Source organism: Paenibacillus antri (genome assembly GCF_005765165.1).
Lineage (GTDB): Bacteria > Bacillota > Bacilli > Paenibacillales > YIM-B00363 > Paenibacillus_AE > Paenibacillus_AE antri.
On sequence record NZ_VCIW01000014.1, the window covers coordinates 173,812 to 189,267 of the forward strand.

At 62.9% G+C, this 15,456-nt stretch carries 13 protein-coding genes; 12 read left to right on the forward strand and 1 reads right to left on the reverse strand.

Features of this window, described 5'->3' with window-relative positions; genetic code table 11:
* Positions 1-30 precede the first annotated feature (30 nt).
* The 4 genes from FE782_RS19915 to FE782_RS19930 all read left to right on the forward strand — a co-directional run bounded on the left by FE782_RS19915 (position 31) and on the right by FE782_RS19930 (position 3,438).
* Entirely contained in the window at positions 31-237 is a 207-nt protein-coding gene (locus FE782_RS19915) for a DUF2759 family protein (RefSeq protein WP_338016905.1), read from the forward strand.
* A gap of 91 nt (positions 238-328) precedes the next feature.
* Positions 329-1,243: a helix-turn-helix domain-containing protein gene (locus FE782_RS19920; protein ID WP_138195996.1), complete on the forward strand. Its 915-nt coding sequence runs from the start codon at positions 329-331 to the stop codon at positions 1,241-1,243.
* A 151-nt stretch (positions 1,244-1,394) separates the two neighbouring features.
* Complete coding sequence (locus tag FE782_RS19925) at positions 1,395-2,648, forward strand: hypothetical protein (protein WP_138195997.1); 1,254 nt, start codon at positions 1,395-1,397, stop codon at positions 2,646-2,648.
* A gap of 55 nt (positions 2,649-2,703) precedes the next feature.
* Positions 2,704-3,438, forward strand: coding sequence for a glucosamine-6-phosphate deaminase (locus FE782_RS19930; RefSeq protein WP_138195998.1), 735 nt, complete (start codon positions 2,704-2,706; stop codon positions 3,436-3,438).
* Positions 3,439-3,561: 123 nt separating this feature from the next.
* On the opposite strand, the gene FE782_RS19935 is transcribed toward FE782_RS19930, so the two are convergent.
* Complete coding sequence (locus tag FE782_RS19935) at positions 3,562-4,530, reverse strand: sugar phosphate isomerase/epimerase family protein (RefSeq protein ID WP_138195999.1); 969 nt, start codon at positions 4,528-4,530, stop codon at positions 3,562-3,564.
* A 174-nt stretch (positions 4,531-4,704) separates the two neighbouring features.
* On the opposite strand from FE782_RS19935, the gene FE782_RS19940 reads away from it, so the two are divergent.
* The 8 genes from FE782_RS19940 to ligA all read left to right on the forward strand — a co-directional run bounded on the left by FE782_RS19940 (position 4,705) and on the right by ligA (position 15,327).
* Positions 4,705-7,212, forward strand: a complete 2,508-nt coding sequence (locus FE782_RS19940) for a U32 family peptidase (protein ID WP_138196000.1) — start codon at positions 4,705-4,707, stop codon at positions 7,210-7,212.
* 156 nt (positions 7,213-7,368) lie between these two features.
* Positions 7,369-7,617 carry a hypothetical protein gene (locus FE782_RS32360; RefSeq protein WP_158299474.1) on the forward strand — a complete coding sequence of 83 codons (249 nt, stop codon included), beginning with the start codon at positions 7,369-7,371 and terminating at the stop codon, positions 7,615-7,617.
* Complete coding sequence (locus FE782_RS19945) at positions 7,617-8,384, forward strand: spore coat protein (protein WP_158299475.1); 768 nt, start codon at positions 7,617-7,619, stop codon at positions 8,382-8,384. Before FE782_RS32360 ends, FE782_RS19945 begins: the two co-directional genes overlap by 1 nt.
* 112 nt (positions 8,385-8,496) lie before the next feature.
* The gene (locus FE782_RS19950) at positions 8,497-9,540 is read left to right on the forward strand and encodes an alpha/beta hydrolase family protein (RefSeq protein ID WP_138196002.1); all 1,044 of its coding nucleotides are present in this window, start codon (positions 8,497-8,499) and stop codon (positions 9,538-9,540) included.
* Positions 9,541-9,691: 151 nt separating this feature from the next.
* Positions 9,692-9,922 (forward strand): hypothetical protein, encoded by a 231-nt coding sequence (locus tag FE782_RS19955; RefSeq protein ID WP_138196003.1) that lies wholly within the window; start codon positions 9,692-9,694, stop codon positions 9,920-9,922.
* A gap of 173 nt (positions 9,923-10,095) precedes the next feature.
* Entirely contained in the window at positions 10,096-10,791 is a 696-nt protein-coding gene (gene pcrB / locus FE782_RS19960; protein ID WP_138196004.1) for a heptaprenylglyceryl phosphate synthase, read from the forward strand.
* 53 nt (positions 10,792-10,844) lie between these two features.
* Positions 10,845-13,148, forward strand: a complete 2,304-nt coding sequence (gene pcrA / locus FE782_RS19965; RefSeq protein ID WP_138196005.1) for a DNA helicase PcrA — start codon at positions 10,845-10,847, stop codon at positions 13,146-13,148.
* A 148-nt stretch (positions 13,149-13,296) separates the two neighbouring features.
* The gene (ligA, locus tag FE782_RS19970) at positions 13,297-15,327 is read left to right on the forward strand and encodes an NAD-dependent DNA ligase LigA (protein WP_138196006.1); all 2,031 of its coding nucleotides are present in this window, start codon (positions 13,297-13,299) and stop codon (positions 15,325-15,327) included.
* Positions 15,328-15,456: the final 129 nt, after the last annotated feature.

A 15,456-nucleotide genomic window follows, 5' to 3' on the forward strand; every position in this document is an offset into this window, starting at 1 on the left:
GACCGTCTTACCATCGAAGGAGGGTCAAGCTTGAATTTCGATCCATTTGATATTTTCATGATCTTGTTTACCGTATTGTCGGTATTCGCGCTCTTGCGCGCGGTGCAGCATAAGAATAAGTTCGCCGCCGGCTTCAGCGCGCTCGTCCTGCTCGTGTTCTTGTTCACCGATTTGGTCATGGTGCTGAATTGGTTCAACGCGTTGGACGACGTGATGGCCGCGATCGGTTTGGCGTAATTCGATAGGGGACGGGGAGCGGCTGCGGCCGCTCCTTTTCATTTTTTGATACAATGACGTTAAGGAGTGTCGCCTCGAGGGGGATGGGAAGTTGGAGGGGTTCATGACCGAGGAGTGCTCGCGGCGGCTGCCGCGGCTGTCGTTCTGCGGCGACTTCGTCATCCGCGGCGGCTGGAAGCTCGGACCGCGAGAGATTGCCGAGTACGAAGTCGTATATTTCCCTGCCGGCTCGCATTCGACGTACGAGACCGGCGGACGGACGTATTCGTTGGATGAGCCTTGCTATTTGTTAACGAAGCCGGGGGAGACGCATGCGTACGTCTTCGATGCGGAGAAGCCGATTCGCCATATCTTTTGCCATTTCGTGTTGGAGCCGGACGGCGGCGGGCTGTCGCCCGAGGCGCTGCCGGTCTTCGTTCGGGCCGACGGCGTTCCGCATGTTCCGGCGTTGCTGAAATATATCGTCTATCTGACAAGCGCGGCCGCGCCGCGATATCAAGAACGAACGTCGGCGCTTCTGTTGGCCGTCCTGGAGGAGCTGAGTACGGCGTCGCGCGCCGGTGCCGGCTTCGTCGAAGGGAAGCGCCCGTCGGTCCCGCTGCCGATTACGAATGCGCTTGCGGAGATGGAGGAACGCCTTCACGAATCGATCTCGATCCGCGAGCTCGCGGATCGGGCGGGTTGGTCGCACGAGTATTTCACGCGCGTGTTCGTCTCTTCGCTCGGCATGTCGCCGAAGCAATACGTCTTGCGGCGCCGAATCGAGCGGGCCTCGGAGCTGCTGCGCCTGCAGGACTTATCGGTGAAGGAGATCGCCTACCGCGTCGGCTTCCAGAGCGAGCAGTATTTCAGCCGCGTCTTCGTGCGGCACGCGGGAATTACCGCGACGAAGTACCGGGATCGGCATGCGGACCCTCGCATTTTGAATTTGCATCTCGCGCCGCCGAACGATATCGCCGCGCCGTATCCGCTCAACCGGATGTTCGGGCCCGCGTTTCCCACGTAAACGAATGACAGCGCTTACGTGTCGGCGGGCGCGGAAGCCGCGTTCATGTCAAATTCGTACACCTATTGTTCGGTTCAAGCCATCGACATCGTCTTCCCGAATTTGCCATGATGAAGATGAGCATGGGGAGACGGGGAAGGGGACGGATGAGATGATCGAATATGCGGGCATTCACAATCCATACGCGGTCGGCGCCTACGGCGTCGATCGGAACGCGGCCGTGCTGCAGCGGTACCGCGCGCTGCACGAAGGCTTGCTGCGGGCCGCCGCGGGTCAGCTGCCGAATCGGGACGATTGGAATTTGCGAATCGGGATGTGCAAGCATCTCTACGAGGATGCGGAGGCGGCGGAGCAGCTGCATATCCGCATTCCGGAGCTGCGGACGTCTTCGGCGACGCTGACCAAGGAGCCGGACGCGCGGCTGACTTTACTGTTCGAAGAGCTGGTCCATGCGCGGACGGATCTCGAATGGGCGAGCGCCGTCTACGAGGTGATCAAGCCGGCGATGCTGGCGGCGTTCCGAGACCATGCGGCGAAGACGCAGCAGATCGTCGATCAGCCGACGATCCGTCTGCTGCGGACGGCGATGCTCGATCTCGAGGACCAGATCGCATGGGGGCGCGAGCTGCTGGCATCGCTGAGGAGCGCTTCGTCGGAGCCGGAGGACGGCGCGGAATTCGCCGCGAGGATGCAGAGCTTCCTAACGGCGGCGGGCGGCGTCTCGGGCGAAGGTCCGCGATCGACCGATCTGCCGCGCCGCTGGCGTTCGAACGAGCCGTACGCGATCCCGAAGACGTCGAAGCGCTGCGCGAAGACGATGGGACCGACGACGCTCATCCGCACGAGCGTCGAGCCTCCGCCGGCGGATCCGATCGCGCGCGAGCTCGCGTTCAAGATGCGCGTTCGGCAAGAGGAGATGACCGCCTGCGATTTGATCGCCGGCGTCTTGTATACGCAGCGCAATATGCCCTGGGCGTTCTATCGCGACCTGGCCCGGCACATCTGGGACGAGGCCCGGCACGCCATGTTCGGCCAGGCGGCGCTCGAAGCGGACGGGTACGAGTGGAAGTCTCGCCCGCAATACACGTCGGATTACGACGTTAACGCGGAGAAGATTCCGTCCGCGAAGTACGCATGGCTCAGCATCGGCATCGAGGAAGGCGCGATGGTCAGCCTCGGCAAGAAGAAAGAATTCGAATGGTGCCGGGACGAGGCGAAGCACCCGCTCATGGCGCAGTTCCAGGATTACGATTGGGCCGACGAGGTCGTGCACGCCAATCTGGGGCGGAAGTGGGCGCCGGATTTGATGGGCGAGCCGATCGCCTTCGTTCGCGAGGTGGCGCAGAAGGAGCTGGCCCACTTCTGGTCGGAGGTGCAGCGGGCGGAACGGAAGGCCGCCACATGAGGGCGCTTCGCGGTCGGAGGGGAGTCGTATTGCGAAACGAAGGAGGGCGTTCAAGGTGAAAATCCATGTCATGGCGCGCGAGGAGATCGGCGGCTTCGTCGCCGACTTGTTCGAGCGAACGCTGGCGAGCAAGGCGGACGCCGTCTTCGGACTAACGACGGGCAATACGCCGCTGGAGACGGGCGTCTACCGCGAGCTGGTCCGCCGGGAACGGGAGGGGCGGCTCGACTTCCGGCGGTGCTCGTTCGTGAACCCCGACGAGCAGCTGGGCCTGCCGGGAACCCACCCGGAGAGCTATTACGCCTACATGCGGAAGCACCTGTTCGACGAGATTCGGTTCGACGAGCGCCGATGGGCGATCCCGGACGGCTTGGCGGCGGAACCGGAGGCGGAGTGCGCGAGGATGGAGGCGTTCATCCGCGAGGCGGGAGGCATCGATCTGCAGCTGGTCGGGATCGGCATCAACGGGCATGTTTGCTTCATCGAACCGGCTCCGGCGCTGCCGGCGACTTGCTTCGTGACGGGCATCGCGGAGGTGAATCGGGCGTTGTACGCGCCACTGTTCGGCGGCTCGCTCGAAGCCGTGCCGACGCAGGCGATCACGTTCGGCTGGGGCACCGTGGCGAAAACCCGCAAGCTCGTCCTCGTCGCCGTCGGGGAACGGAAGGCGGAGATCGTGGCGCGCGCGTTGACGGGCCCCGTCACGACGGAGGTGCCGGCTACGCTGCTTCAGCTGCATCCGGACGCGGAGGTCGTCCTCGACCCGGCCGCAGCGCAACGATTGGGGTAACGCGGACGCGGTTCGGTTCTGCCGTACAGGTTCATGCGAATGCGCATGAACCTTTTTCATTTTGTTCCGGCCATAAAAAAAACGCCCCCGACGATAACGTCGGAGGCGCGGAACGCGCGAAACTTACACCCACCACATCTCGCCGAGCGGCTCGCGGATGAGAATCGACTGGAGGTTGCCCACGGCTTTCGTGAAGCCCTCTTCGACGGACATGAGGCCGTCCTCGTGCTCGATCGATACGACGTAGTCGTAGCCGACGAGACGGAGCGCGGAGATGATGTCCGCCCATTCCTTCATGCTGTGGCCGAAGCCGACCGTGCGGAACTGCCATGCGCGATCGAACATCTGCGTGTACGATTGCATGTCGGTAACGCCGTACTTGTTGACGTTGCTCTGCTCGAGCGACGTATCCTTCGCGTGGAAGTGATGGATCGCTCCGGCCTGGCCGAGGTAACGGATCGCCGCGACCGGATCGATGCCCTGCCACCACAGGTGGGACGGATCGAGGTTCGCGCCGATCGCTTCGCTCGTCGCCTCGCGCAAGCGGAGCATCGTCGCCGGCGTATGGACGGAGAAGCCGCCGTGCAGCTCGAGGCCGATCTTCACGTTGCGGGCGGCGGCGAAGTCGCCGGTTTCCTTCCAGTACGGGATGAGCTTCTCTTCCCACTGCCACTTCAAAATCTCTTGATAATCGTTCGGCCACGGCGCGACCGGCCAGTTCGGGTACTTCGCGTCTTCATGGTCCCCCGGGCAGCCGGAGAACGTGTTGACGACGGGCACCTCGAGCCGTTGCGCGAGCTCGATCGTCTTGATGAGATCATCGTGGAATTCCTTGGCGATCGCCTTCTGCGGATGCAGCGGGTTGCCGTGTACGCTAAGCGCGCTAATAATGAGGCCGCGGGACTCGACCGCTTGTTTGAATGCTTTCAGCTTGCCTTCGTCGGCGAGCAAGACGTCCGGGTCGGCATGCGCCTTGCCCGGGTAGCCGCCGGTACCGATCTCGACCGCGCCGAGACCGCTGGCCGCGATGTAATCGAGCGCTTCCTCGAGAGACTTCTGGGCGAACAATACGCTAAATACGCCTAATTTCAAGTGAGTACACCTCCGACAGGAATGGGTCGTACAACCATCACAAATTATACCACTAAAGAAAGACAGGAGAAACCTGTACAATGACGTCATTGTCCCCGAACATTGTATCCGAATGACGCGATTGTTATCATATGTAGAAAGACGTTGCCGCTATCCGCGGCCAGGAGGACCCGAATGAATCGCGAATTGCGAAGAGAAGATATCGAATTGTTGGCCCCCGCGGGCCATTGGGACGCGATGCGCGCGGCGGTCGCCAACGGAGCGAACGCCGTGTTCTTCGGCGTGGAGAAGTTCAACGCCCGCGCGCGCGCCGCTAATTTTCAGACCGACGAATTGCCCGACATTATGTCGTTCCTGCACGCGTACGGCGTGAAAGGGTTTCTTACGTTCAACATCCTCGTGTTCGAGGACGAGATGGAGGACGCGAAGCGATTGATAGAGGCGTGCATCGACGCCGGCGTAGACGCAGTGATCGTACAAGACCTGGGGCTTGTGAAAATGATCCGCGAGCTCTCCCCCGACTTCCCGATTCACGGCTCCACGCAGATGACGATCACGTCGCCGGAAGCGGTCGAGTTCACGAAGCCGTACGGCCTCGAGCGCGTCGTGCTCGGCCGGGAGAACAACTTGAAGCAAATCAAGACGATCGGAGAGCAGGCGCGCCTGCCGATGGAAGTGTTCGTGCACGGCGCGCTGTGCGTGTCCTATTCGGGCCAATGCCTCACGTCCGAGATGTGGGGCGGCCGCTCCGCCAACCGCGGCGAGTGCGCGCAGGCGTGCCGCTTGCCGTACGACATGATGGTGAACGGCGAGCATAAGCCGATGGGCGACATTACGTATCTTCTGTCGCCGAAGGATCTCGCCGCCGTCGAGCTCGTGCCGGAATTGATCGAAGCGGGCGTCACGTCGTTCAAGATCGAAGGACGCCTCAAGAGCCCGGAGTATGTGGCGAACGTGACGAGCAAGTACCGCGCGGCGATCGACAAGTACTTCGACGGCGTCGACGCGAAGCCGTCGAAGGAAGAGATGCTGGAGCTGCAGCAGAGCTTCTCTCGCGGGTTTACGTACGGCTTCCTCGAAGGAACGAACAACAAGAAGCTGGTCGAAGGGACGTTCCCGAAGAGCCGCGGCGTGTTCCTCGGCAGAGTCAAAGAAATGACGCGCGAAGGCGTGATGGTCGAGCTGGAGGCGCCGCTGAAGCGCGGAGACGGTCTCGTGTTCGATGCGGGCGACCCGACGAAGAAGGAAGAGGGCGGCCGCGTCTACGACCTGAAGCAGCGCGGCGCGAAGGTCGAAGGCGAAGTGCCCGGCGGCTTGGTCGAGATCGTGATGGGTCGCAACGACGTCGACCTGAAGCGGGTGCGCGTCGGCGACCGCGTCTGGCGCACGAGCGACCCGGCGCTCGACAAGCGGCTGCGCGCGACGTTCGAGACGGACAAGCCGTACCGCACGTTCCCGGTCAGCGTCAGCGTGCACGGCGAGGCGGGCCAGCCGCTCGTGTCGCTGTGGACGGACGAGTCCATCGGCGCGACGGTCACGGTCGCCTCGGAGCTGCCGCTGGCGGTCGCCGAGAAGCGGCCGATCGACGAGACGCTGCTGCGCGACCAGTTCGGCCGTCTCGGCGGCACGCTGTTCGAGCTTAGCGACATCGACGCGCAGCTGTCCGGCCCGGTCATCGTGCCGATGAGCGAGCTGAACCGGATGCGCCGCCGCGCGGTCGAGCTGCTCGAAGCGGAGCGCCGCCGGCCGCCGGCGTACGTGAAGCGCCCGGCGAGCGCCGACAGCGACGCGGTGAAGCCCGCGCCGCGCCCGGCGAAGCCGCGCCTGACGGCGTTGTGCCGCAACCTCGAACAGGTGCAGGCGGTGGCGTCGCGTACGGACGTCGACTTCATCTACGCCGACTTCGAGTTTATCAAGCAGTTCCCGGCGGCGGTGGAGGCGGTGCATGCGGCAGGCAAGAAAATCGCGCTCGCCACGCCTCGGATTCATATGCCGGGGGAGACGGGGTATTTTCAGAATATATTGCGGTTGAAGCCCGATGCCGTGCTCGTGCGGAATACGGGGGCGGTGTATTGGTTCGCGCGTCACTTCACGATGAACCCGTCGGCGGACCATCCGGAGCTGATCGGCGACTTCTCGCTGAACATCGCGAACCATAAGACGGCGAACTTGTTCCTGAACGATGCGGGCCTGTCCCGGGTGACGCCGTCGTACGACCTCAACATCCAGCAGATGATCGACCTGCTCGGCAAGAGCCCGACGGATCGGATGGAGATCGTGCTGCATCAGCATCTGCCGATGTTCCATACGGAGCATTGCGTGTACTGTACGTTCTTGTCCGAGGGAACCGACTACACGAACTGCGGCCGTCCGTGCGAGGAGCAGCGCGTGTCGCTGCGGGATCGGATCGGCATGTCGCACCCGGTGCGCGTCGACGAAGGCTGCCGCAATACGGTGTACAACGCGATCGAGCAGTCGGGGGCGGAGTATCTCGAAGAGTTCTTGAATCTCGGCGTGCCGTCGTACCGGATCGAGTTCCTCGAGGAGGCGCCGGACAAGGTCGTCGAGGTGCTGAACCTGTACGGCAAGGCGCTGCGCGGCGAGGTGAACGGCACGCAAGTATGGCGTTCGCTGAAGGCGACGAACCAGCTCGGCGTGACGCGCGGGCAGCTGGTGAAGTAAGGCGAGGGGTTATCCTCGACCATAGGTTTTTGAAGCGTCTTTCGCCTTTCCGGCGGAAGGCGCTTTTTTGCATTTTCCATAAAAATGTATAAAATCGTCCCCATTGTCGCACTCTACAAGAGATGGGTATTTTCGGAAGGGGGCATCATCCGACTTATGAACGATTCGCAGCGAACGTTGACGTCGCTCGAGCTCGTACGGCTCGCGCAAGCGCTGAAAGCGGAGGAGCGGTTGACCTGGCTGTTCGCGCAAGGCGCGGCGGAGTGCGAGCAGCCGCAGCTGCGCAGCTACTTCGCGCACCAGGCGGACCGGAACGGCGAGCGCTTGGAGGAGCTTACGAAAGCGTTGCAGACCTATGCGGGAACGGCAGGCCCGGCGCCGAGGAATGCGGGGGTCTTCTCTTGATGTATACGAATACCGTCGATAGAGCCCAATCGATGCGCCGCGGGGAAGCGTCGGACCGCGTCTGGTCCGGCGTCATTCTCGCCGAGCTGCGGCAAGCGGCGATCGGCTACACGGAAGCGGCGTTGGAGTCGACGGCGCCGGACGTCCGCCGCGTCTTCGAGCGGCTCGCGTACGATACGGCGCGGAAGCATGAGCAGCTGACGGCGATCTTGCAGCAGAACCGGCTGCTCGAGCCGGCGTTCGCCGCGCCGTTCGAGGAGGTGCAGCGCGCGGCGGCGCAAGCGGCCGAGACGGTGCGTCTGGCGAAGACGCTCCACCAAGCCGGACGCGTTAGGACGCCTGCAACCGCCGCGGCGCCGAGCGTCCCGCAGATGTCCTACACGCCGCGGATCCAAGGGTACAGCCCATACATGAACATGCAGCAGCCGCCGACGGCGCGGCCGCCGGAGTTCGCGCTTCCGCACAATATGCCGTTCGGCGGGCTGCCGGGGGGTACATATCTGCCCCCGCAGCCGCAGCCCCAAGCGCAGGCGCAGGAAGCGCCGGCGCCGCAGCGCGAGCCCGAGCCGGCCGTATCGTCCGCGTTGCGCGAGGAGACTTCGCTCGCGGCTGTCGCGCCGCCGGCGGCGGAATCGAGGGCCGCCGAGCCGGCGCACGAAGCGGCCCCTACGGCGCCGCCCGCGCCGAAGCGAAGCGGCGGCCGCCGCGCGAAGGCGGGCCCGGCCGTCGAAGCCGGCGCGAACGAACCGGAGCAGCTTACGACATAAGGTGCGGCAGCCCCGACCCAAAATAGCCTTGCGCAAGCCTTCGGGGGAGCGCGGGGCTTTTTTCGTTCATTTTCCGTTATAATTGGGGAAAAGCGAAAATGGGGTGCAACGAATGGAACGACAGCTTGAGACGTACTTCCGCGAATTCATGAACGGCGTACGAGCCCGGCATGCGTTCGATCCGGAGGCCGATCGGGACCAGTGGAGAACCGCGGCCGTCGCGAAGCTCAGAGAGCTGCTCGGAGGATTTCCGGAGGAGAAGGCTCCGCTGGATCCGATTACGACCGAACGCGTCGCGCTCGACGGGTATACGCGGGAACGCGTCGAGATCGTCACGTTCGAAGGCTTGCGAATGCCGATGTACGTGCTGACTCCGGACGGTGCGGATGGTCCGCTTCCGGCCGTTATCGCGTGTCACGGCCACGGCTACGGCGTCAAGGACATCGTCGGTCTAGAGCCCGACGGATCGGAGCGTCGAGGCGATCCGGGCCTCCACAAGGATTTCGCCGTCGCCTTGGTACGCCGCGGCTTCCTGGTGATCGCGCCGGAGCTGCTCGGCTTCGGCGAACGCCGATTCGCGGAGGATGCCGCAGGCGGTCCGAAGGCGAACTCTTGCTTCCGCATCGCCGTGCAACTGCTGATGGCAGGGAAGACGCTGGCGGGGTACCGGGTGTACGAGACGCTGCGGGCCGTCGATTATGTCGAGGGGCGGGCGGACGCGAGGGCGGACCGAATCGGCATCATGGGCATCTCCGGGGGAGGACTGGTAGCCGCCTTCGCGGCGGCGGTCGACGAACGGCTTCGCGCCGCCGTCGTGAGCGGGTACGCGAATACGTTCCAAGGAAGCATCTTGGATCGGAATCATTGCATCGACAATTACATTCCCGGGATGTCGGCGGCGTTCGCGATGTCGGACGCGATCGGCTTGATCGCGCCGAGGCCGCTCCTCGTCGAGAGCGGCGACAAGGATCTCGTGTTCCCTCGCGGCCCGGCGGTCGAGGCGTACGAGGCGCTCCGCGCGATTTATGCCGCGTTCGGGGCGGAGGATCGGCTGCAGGCCGACTTCTTCGCCGGCGGGCACGAGATCGGCGGCGCGGTCGCTTACGATTGGCTGGCTTCGATGCTTGGGGACGAACCGGGAGCGGCGTCGGTATGATCGTCGTCGCGACGATCGGGGCGTGTACCTCTGAGGCAGAACGGGAGTAGGGGGCGCACTTTCTGCACCGACGGCCCCTAAATTTGGCGCGAGTGGGCATTCTATAGGGGAGTGAACAGCCTTGCAGCCTTACCGAAGGGAGGGGACCACCATGGACGACAAACGGCGCCACGAACTCGAGCGGGTGCTCGAAGAGACGCTGCACGACGGCATTATGAACGAAAGGGAGCCGAACGCGAACGAGGAGGCGCGGGAGCGGATCAGCGCCCCGTACGAATATCGCATTCGCGCGGAGCGGGACCCGATCGCCGAGGAGACGAAAATCATCCGCAGTATGGCGAAGGAGCCGGACGGCAAGTACGACGATTATGCCAAATCATAGGTTTGACATGCCTTTGCGCCTCGTTTAGACTGGAAAAAGAAGAACAAATGTTTCGTGTCTTTTCATGTTCAACGATTCAGAAAGTATATCCTGCGGAGGGAATACCTGAATCGTCTCGGTAAGCGGGCACCGTCTTGCAAAGACGGCGAAGCCGTTTATCCTTGGGGGGCGTCATGGTCGAGCGGATCGTCGAAGAATGGAAGCATGTTTTCAAGCTGGATCCGGATAAGCGGATCGGCGATGAAGCGTTGGAAGCCTTATGTTTGTCCGGTACGGACGCCATCATGGTCGGAGGGTCGAGCGGGGTCACCTATGACAACACGGTCGACCTTTTGTCGCGCCTGCGCAGGTACGAATTGCCTTGCGCGCTCGAGGTGACGACGCTGGACGCGGTCGTGCCCGGGTTCGACGCGTATTTGATCCCGGTGGCGCTGAACGCCGGCGACCCGGATTACCTCGTCGGCCGACACATCGAGGCGCTGAAGCGATACGGCAGCCTGCTGCCGAAGGAAGGGACGATCGCGGCCGAAGGGTACGTGATCGCCAATCCGGATTGCGAGGCGGCGCGCGTCGCCGGAGCGAAGCCGGTCGACGAGGCGGACATCGTCGCGTATGCGAGATTCGCCGACCGGCTGCTCCGGCTGCCGATCGTCTATATCGAATATTCCGGCGCGTTCGGCGATATGGAAGCGGTCGCGCGGGCGCGGGCGGCGCTGACGAACGGCGCGAGGCTGTTCTACGGCGGCGGCATCGACGGCGCGGAGAAAGCCGCGGCGGCGGCTCGGGCGGCGGATACGATCGTCGTCGGCAATATTATTTATCAATCTTTGGCTCGTGCGCTCGACACCGTTCGGGTTGTACAATCGTAGGGTCGGGTTACGGAGCATTTTCATAGATTTAGGGTAGAAAGGTTTGAGCGCTCATGATAGATATTCTGGATGCGGTGAAGAAGCTGAATCCGCGGCAGCGGCAGGCGGTCGAGGCGACGGACGGTCCGCTGCTCATTCTCGCGGGCGCGGGAAGCGGCAAGACGCGGGTGCTGACGCACCGGATCGCGTATTTGATCGGACAGAAGAAGGTAGCGCCGTGGAGCATCTTGGCGATCACGTTCACGAACAAGGCGGCGCGGGAGATGCAGGATCGCGTCGGCAAGCTCGTCGGTCCGCAGGGGCAGGATATTTGGGTATCGACGTTCCACTCGATGTGCGTGCGCATTCTGCGGCGGGACATCGGACGGATCGGCTTCTCGCAGAGCTTCTCGATTCTCGATTCCGGGGACCAGCTGTCCGTCATTCGGAACTGCATGAAGGATCTGAACATCGATACGAAGAAGTTCGAGCCCCGGGCCGTACAGGCGGCGATCGGCAACGCGAAGAACGAGTTGATCGATCCGGCGCAATTCGAGCGGAAGATCGGCGATTATTTCGACGGCCTCGTCGCCAAGGTGTATAAGAAGTATCAGGAGCGGCTGAAGGCGAACAATTCGCTCGACTTCGACGACCTGATCATGACGACGATTCGACTTTTCAAAGAAGAGCCTCAAGTTTTAGAGTTCTACCAGAACAAGTTTCAATATATTCACGTGGACGAGTATCAGGATACGAACCGGGCGCAATACATGCTGTGCCGCATGCTGGCGGACAAGCATCATCGCATCTGCGTCGTCGGCGATTCCGATCAGTCGATCTACAAGTGGCGGGGCGCGGACATCTCGAACATCCTCAACTTCGAGGAGGACTACCCGGAAGCGAAGTCGATCCTGTTGGAGCAAAACTACCGCTCGACGTCGAACATTCTGAACGCCGCGAACGAAGTCATCAAGAACAATCCGGGACGCAAGCCGAAGAATCTGTGGACGGACGCGGGCGAAGGCAACAAGATCCAGCTGTACTTGGCGGATTCGGAGCATGAGGAAGGGTATTTCATCGCCGGCACGATCCGGAAAAATCGCAATAACGGCAAGGCATACGCCGATCATGCAATTTTGTACCGGACGAACGCGCAGTCGCGCGTCATCGAGGAAGTGCTGATCAAGTCGGACATCCCGTACCAGATCGTCGGCGGCGTGAAGTTCTACGATCGGAAAGAGATCAAGGACTTGCTCGCGTACTTGCGGCTGATCTCGAACCCGGACGACGACATCTCGTTCGCGCGCGTCGTCAACGTGCCCAAGCGCGGCATCGGCGACACGACGATCGACAAGCTCGGCGCGGCCGCGGCCGCTCGAGGGGTGTCGATGTACGCGATGATCGACGGCATCGGGCAGGTGGACGTGACGGGGCGGGCGGCGACGGCGCTGCGGGAGTTTAAGGAAATTATCGATAATTTATCCCGCATGGTCGAGTATTTATCCGTCACGGAGCTGACCGAGAAGACGCTGGAGCTGACGGAGTACCGGATGGAGCTGCAGCGGGAGAACACGTTGGAGTCCAAGGCTAGGCTCGAAAATATCGACGAATTCCTGTCCGTCACGCAGGACTTCGAGAAGCGCAACGAGGACAAGTCGCTCGTTTCGTTCCTTACGGACCTTGCGCTCATCGCCGACATCGATTCGATGAACAACGATCCGGAGGAAGGCAACGACGCGGTCGTGCTCATGACGATGCACAGCGCGAAGGGGTTGGAGTTCCCGGTCGTGTTCATCGCCGGCATGGAGGAGAACGTGTTCCCGCACAGCCGTTCGGCGAATGATCCGGAGGAGCTCGAGGAGGAGCGCCGGCTCGCGTACGTCGGCATCACCCGCGCCGAGAAGGAGCTGTTCCTGACGTGCGCGCGCATGCGGACGTTGTTCGGACGGACCGCGGCGAACGGGCCGTCGCGATTTCTGCAGGAAATTCCGGAGGAGTACAAGGAAGTGGTGTCGCCGGGACGGCCGACGTTCGGCGCGCGGCCGAGCGGCTTCGGCGGCGGCGGAGGCGGGTTCGGCGGATCGTCGTTCGGCAGCGGGCCGAGAGGCGGCGGGGCGTCGGCGCTCGGCGACGCGGCGAAGAGCGCCTTCACGGCGGGCCCGCCGCGCGTGACGAAGACGCAGCCGACGTTCGCCGGAGGCAGCGCCGCGGGCGCCGACTTCGCGCCGGGCGACAAGGTCGCCCACGGCAAGTGGGGGACGGGTACGGTCGTGTCGGTGCGCGGGGACGGCGACGACAAGGAGCTGCAGATCGCGTTCCCGGCGCCGGTCGGCGTGAAGAAGCTGCTGTCGCGGTTCGCGCCCATCACGAAGGTGTAGCGGATAGAGGCATCCAAGAATAGCGAACAGCGATGTTCGCTATTTTTGCGGAAAGGCGCGGCGGAAATAAAGAACCAGGACGTTCGTTATTCCGCCGTCTTTCGGGTTATCATGGGAAATAACTACCTATAGTCGGAGGTTGGCGCGGATGACGGCGACGGCGAAAGAGCAAATGCGGCGGCTCGTGGATGAGCTCAATCATCACAATTATTTGTATTATACGTTGGATCGGCCGGAGCTGAGCGACGCGGAGTACGACAAGCTTTACGATCGGCTGACGGCGCTGGAGCGGGAGACGGGCGAGGTGCTGCCGGATTCCCCGACGCTGCGGGTCGGCGGCGGCATCCTGAAGGGCTTCGAGCCGCATAGACATCTAGCCCGGCTGTGGAGCCTTGACAAGGCGCAGACGAAGGACGATCTGCTTGCGTGGCATACGCGGGTACAGAAGCTCGTGAACGATTACAACGAGAAAAACCCGGACGCGCCGCTGCCGGCGCCGTCGTTCGTGCTCGAGCTGAAGTTCGACGGGTTGACGCTCAATTTGACGTACGACGGCGGGGAGCTCGTACAGGCGTCCACGCGCGGGAACGGCACGGTCGGGGAGGGCATTCTTGCGCAGGTGCGCACGATTCGATCGGTCCCGGCAAGCATTCCTTACAAGAACGGCGTCCTTGAAATCCAGGGAGAAGGCTTCATGTATTTGTCCGTCCTACAGAAATACAACGAGACGGCCGCCGAGCCGCTGAAGAACGCGCGCAACGCGGCGGCCGGGGCGCTCCGCAACCTGAATCCGGCCGTGACGGCGGAGCGCAAGCTCGACGCGTTCTTCTACAACGTCGGGTATACGTCGGAAGACCGCCCGTTCTCGACGCATGTGGAGATGCTCGAGTTTTTGCGCGCCAACCGCTTTAAAGTCAATCCGTACGCGCGGCACTTCGATTCGATCGAGGCGGTGCACGACGAGCTGACGCGGCTCGCCGGGACGCGCCGCGAATTGGACTTCCTGATCGACGGGGCCGTCGTCAAGGTGAACGACCTGCGCACGCGCGAGGCGCTCGGCTACACGGATAAATTCCCGCGCTGGGCGGTGGCGTTCAAGTTCGAGGCCGAGGAGACGACGACGGTGCTGAACGACGTCGTCTGGAACCTGGGTCGCACCGGCAAGCTGACGCCGCTGGCGCTCGTGGAGCCGGTCGATATCGCGGGCGTAACGGTGTCGAACTGCACGCTGAACAACATGGACGACATCGAGCGCAAGGGGCTGCGGTACGGCATCGGCACGGAAATTTACATTCGCCGCGCGAACGACGTCATCCCGGAAATTCTGGGCAAGGCGTCGGAAGAAGTCGGGCGCGAGGTCGTCGCGCCGACGGTATGCCCGGCGTGCGGGCACGAGGTCGAGCAGCGGGGCGCGCATCTGTTCTGCCCGAACAAGCTCGGCTGCAAGCCGCAGATCGTCGCGCGGGTGTCGCACTTCGCCACGCGGGACGCGATGGATATCGAGACGTTCAGCGAGAAGACGGCGGAGCAGCTGCTGGAGGAGCGCGACGTGAAGGATCCGGCGGACCTGTATTACCTGACGAAGGAAGATCTGGTCGGCCTGACGCGATTCGGAGAGAAGAAGGCGCAGAAGCTGATCGAAGCGATCGACAAGAGCAAGACGCGGGACCTGGCGTCGTTCTTGTTCGCCCTCGGCATTCCGAACACGGGGAAGACGACGACGAAGATGCTGGCGGACCATTACCGGTCGCTCGAAGCGATCATGAAGGCGACGCCGGAGGAGCTGGTCGGCTTGCCGGACGTCGGCGGGATCGTCGCGGACAGCATTCACACGTTCTTCGCGGACGATCTCGTGCAGGAATCGGTCGCGCGGATGCTGGCCGCGGGCGTGAACCCGCATGTCGAGGAGGCGCCGGCCGTCGACGCGGAGACGCTCGCGGATTCGCCGTTCTTCGGCAAGACGGTCGTGCTGACCGGCACGCTGCCGACGATGACGCGCGACGAGGCGGCGAAGCTGCTCGAGGCGCGGGGCGCGAAGGTGGCCGGGAGCGTATCCAAGAAGACGGACTTCGTCATCGCGGGGGAGAGCGCCGGCAGCAAGCTGACGAAGGCGCAGGAGCTCGGCGTCGCGATCATCGACGACGAAGCGACGTTGCGCGGCATGCTGGGCATCGAATAACAAGAAAGCCGCGGGAGCGTAGGGGATCAACCCCTGAACTGTGACCCGTAAGATGGACACTTTGAAAAAAGTGACCCTCTTACGGGTCATTTGTGTTTTAATCAGACTACACGAGGATGCGGGGCTGAC

Bases quoted from the DNA above. Each gene is read 5' to 3' on its own strand.
- FE782_RS19925 (WP_138195997.1), top strand. From the start codon at position 1,395: ATGATCGAATATGCGGGCATTCACAATCCATACGCGGTCGGCGCCTAC.
- FE782_RS19940 (WP_138196000.1), top strand. From the start codon at position 4,705: ATGAATCGCGAATTGCGAAGAGAAGATATCGAATTGTTGGCCCCCGCG.
- FE782_RS32360 (WP_158299474.1), top strand. From the start codon at position 7,369: ATGAACGATTCGCAGCGAACGTTGACGTCGCTCGAGCTCGTACGGCTC.
- FE782_RS19945 (WP_158299475.1), top strand. From the start codon at position 7,617: ATGTATACGAATACCGTCGATAGAGCCCAATCGATGCGCCGCGGGGAA.
- FE782_RS19950 (WP_138196002.1), top strand. From the start codon at position 8,497: ATGGAACGACAGCTTGAGACGTACTTCCGCGAATTCATGAACGGCGTA.
- FE782_RS19955 (WP_138196003.1), top strand. From the start codon at position 9,692: ATGGACGACAAACGGCGCCACGAACTCGAGCGGGTGCTCGAAGAGACG.
- pcrB (WP_138196004.1), top strand. From the start codon at position 10,096: ATGGTCGAGCGGATCGTCGAAGAATGGAAGCATGTTTTCAAGCTGGAT.
- pcrA (WP_138196005.1), top strand. From the start codon at position 10,845: ATGATAGATATTCTGGATGCGGTGAAGAAGCTGAATCCGCGGCAGCGG.
- ligA (WP_138196006.1), top strand. From the start codon at position 13,297: ATGACGGCGACGGCGAAAGAGCAAATGCGGCGGCTCGTGGATGAGCTC.